This is a genomic window from Roseovarius sp. (genome assembly GCF_018066915.1).
Lineage (GTDB): Bacteria > Pseudomonadota > Alphaproteobacteria > Rhodobacterales > Rhodobacteraceae > Roseovarius.
On record NZ_JAGPVV010000322.1, the window covers coordinates 1 to 3,133 of the forward strand.

Annotated in this window: 4 protein-coding genes; all 4 read left to right on the forward strand. The window is 62.6% G+C overall.

The window, feature by feature from the left end; translation table 11 throughout:
• Positions 1-469 (forward strand): arsenical resistance protein ArsH (gene arsH / locus KBT70_RS18180; RefSeq protein WP_296637516.1); only part of this gene is annotated, 469 nt, incomplete at its 5' end.
• Positions 470-515: 46 nt separating this feature from the next.
• Positions 516-1,364 (forward strand): PhnD/SsuA/transferrin family substrate-binding protein, encoded by an 849-nt coding sequence (locus KBT70_RS18185; RefSeq protein ID WP_296637518.1) that lies wholly within the window; start codon positions 516-518, stop codon positions 1,362-1,364.
• A gap of 3 nt (positions 1,365-1,367) precedes the next feature.
• A complete protein-coding gene (locus KBT70_RS18190) occupies positions 1,368-2,798 on the forward strand; it encodes a HAMP domain-containing sensor histidine kinase (RefSeq protein ID WP_296637519.1) in 1,431 nt (476 codons plus the stop codon).
• A 31-nt stretch (positions 2,799-2,829) separates the two neighbouring features.
• Positions 2,830-3,133, forward strand: a 304-nt coding sequence (locus tag KBT70_RS18195; RefSeq protein ID WP_296637520.1) for a response regulator, incomplete at its 3' end; no start/stop codon positions are given.

The window sequence follows — 3,133 nt, forward strand, 5'->3', positions numbered from 1 at the left end:
CCCGAAAGTCCGCGAGCTACGCGATCTGGTCGCATGGAGTGAGGGCATGGTCTGGTCAAGCCCTGAGCGTCACGGCGCGATGACCGGGTTGATGAAGACGCAGATCGACTGGATCCCGCTGTCCGAGGGCGCCGTGCGCCCGACGCAGGGAAAGACGCTGGCAGTGATGCAGGTCTTGGGCGGATCGCAGAGCTTCAACGCCGTGAACCAGATGCGGCTGCTCGGGCGTTGGATGCGGATGCTAACCATTCCCAACCAATCCTCGGTCGCAAAGGCATTTCTCGAATTTGACGAAGCTGGCCGCATGAAACCGTCAGCTTATTACGACCGCATCGTCGATGTCATGGAGGAGCTTATGAAGTTCACGCTTCTGACGCGTGACTCTGCGGACTATCTTGTGGACCGCTATTCTGAACGCCGCGAAAGCGCGGCTCAACTGTCGGCGCGGGTCAATCAATCCGGACTGTGATCGGCACCAAGGGACTGGATCCCGGCCAGGGGAGGGGCCTGAGATCATGGAGTATTCAATCGGTCGCCGCACTTTCGTCGGAGCGGGACTTGCAGTCTTCATCGCTGGTCATGCGGCGGCGCAGCCCGTCTTTCGCCTTGGACTGACGCCGGTGTTTCTCGACAACGATGCTGCGGTGATTGACGGCCTGCGGCGCGCCTTGTCGCGCGGGATGGGGCGTGAGATCGAACTGGTTCAGCGCCGCACCTATCAGGAAATCACTGGCCTTCTGCTGGAACGTAGTGTCGATGCGGCTTGGCTTTGCGGCTATCCCTATCTCCAGCACGCCGATTTGCTGGATCTTGTTGCTGTGCCTGTGTGGCGCGGTGGCCCGCGATACCAGTCTTACCTCATTGTCGGGGCTGAAGATGGAGCGGAAGCGCTGTCCGACCTGCAAGGGGGCACGCATGCATTTTCCGACCCGGATTCGAACTCTGGTTACCTTGTGACCGCGACCGATCTGCGCCGGATGGGGGAACAGGTCGAGGGCTTCTTCAGTCGATCCATTTTCACCTTTGGCCACCGTAACGTGGTGCGCGCGGTCGCGGATGGCCTGGTGCGATCTGGCAGCGTCGATGGCTATGTCTGGGAAGCGCTGGCCGTGATCGAACCGGGTCTGACCGCGCGTACACGCGTGAATGCCCGGTCGGAATGGCTGGGGTTTCCCCCTGTTTGCGCGCGGCGCGACAGCCTGGCTTCTGAGCCGGTTCAGGCTCTGCAAACCGCTTTGATGAACCTCGCCGAGACGGAGGAAGGCCGACAGGCGCTGGCGTCGCTGCAACTGGACGGGTTTCAGCAAGCTGACCCTGCGCTGTTCGATGGAATCGCCATCCGCATGGCCGATCTGGAACCCTGAAGCATGAAGTGGTTTGCCCCCATCCCCCTGTCGATCAAGCTCCCGCTTCTTGCGGCGGCGATGATGGTCCTTGTGGGCACGGTGGCGTCCCAACAGGTCCTGCGGTCGCTGGCGCAGGTTCAGGACGCGCGGATTCAGGAACTGGCACGGATGCATGTCGAGGGATTGTCGGTGGCCCTTGGCCCACTGGTCCTGCGTCATGATATCTGGGAGGTCTACGACACTCTCGACCGGGCCGCCCAAGGGAGCGAGGGGCGGCGGATGGTCCTGACCGCCGTGGCGGACGAGCGCGGAAGGGTTCTGGCAGCGACTGACCCCAGACGAGTTCCTATGGACAGCGATATCGCAGCCCTTGCCAGTGATGCGGTGGCGCTGGATGACCTGTCGGTGGATGGCGCGTCAAACATCCTCAGCCTGCTTGCGCCGTTGACCTACCAGGGACGCACCGTCGGGCAGATCGCGACGGAGCTGGATGTTGCTGACCTTCTGTCGGAACGCAGGCAGGCGCTGCTCTATTTGATCATGGGCAATGCGATTGCCATCGGCTTTCTGTCGATGGCAGGCTTTCTGGCGATACGAAGGATGCTGAAGCCGGTCACGACGCTGGCACGCCAGATGACCGAGACGAAGGGAGAGCCGCATCCTATCCCGGCCGCGGACATCCCGCGCGGCGATGGCGAACTGGCACGGCTGGCACGTACCTACAACTCGATGGTCGGCGCCGTAGCCGCCAAGGCCGAAGCCGAGCGGCGGTTGGCGGAACGGGAACGGTTCGTTGCCCTTGGCCGTCTGTCCTCGTCACTGGCGCATGAGATCAACAACCCACTCGGCGGGCTACTGAACGCGACAGATACGATCCGCAGCTATCCTGATCGTCCCGAGGTGGTGCGTCAGTCGGCAGATCTGCTCGACAGGGGCCTGCGCCATTTGCGTGATGTGACCCGAGCAACCCTTGACCAGAACCGCATGGACCCCGAGACCCGCGCGCTGACATCCGATGACTTCGAGGACATCAAGCTGTTGATCCAACCCGAGGTCTCGCGACTGGCATTGGATCTGGAGTGGTCTGTCGATCCGGCAGCAGTCATAGGGTGCAGCCTGTCCGCCGGGCCTGTGCGGCAGATTGCGCTCAACCTGCTGCTGAACGCCTGCTCGGCGGCAGGCCAAAACGGCTGCGTCGGCCTGATGGCCCGTACAACGGACGGCAACCTCAGCCTTGAGATCACGAACACGGGCGCGTCCATGCCGCAGGCAGCGTTGGATCGCTTGCTCGGGGACGGTCCGCTCTTGCCCGGTGGCGGCGTCGGGCTGCGACTGGTCCGCGACCTCGCGAAAACAATGGGTGGCGCTGTCTGCCATGCGCAAGAAAATGGCGTAACGCGCGTGACCGTCACCCTGCCTGCGTCATGGGAGGCGCGCGATGCTAAAGGATAGATACATCGTTCTTGTCGAGGACGACGAGATCATGGGCGGGTCGCTGCTGCAGCGGTTGGAACTGGAAGGGGCGCAGGTTCTCTGGCTGAAGCAGATGATGCGGGCGCTCGGTGCGATCCGCACCCCCAAGAAGCCAATCGACGCGGTGATCTGTGATATCGGCCTGCCGGACGGGTCGGGAGAGGAGCTGTTTTCAACGCTTCTGCGCACCGGGACACCCCCACCTTTCCTGTTCATCACCGGGCAAGGTGGGATCGGTCAGGCGGTCCGGCTGATCAAATCGGGGGCCGCGGACTACGTGACCAAACCGTTCGAAATGTCTGTCTTCCTCGAGC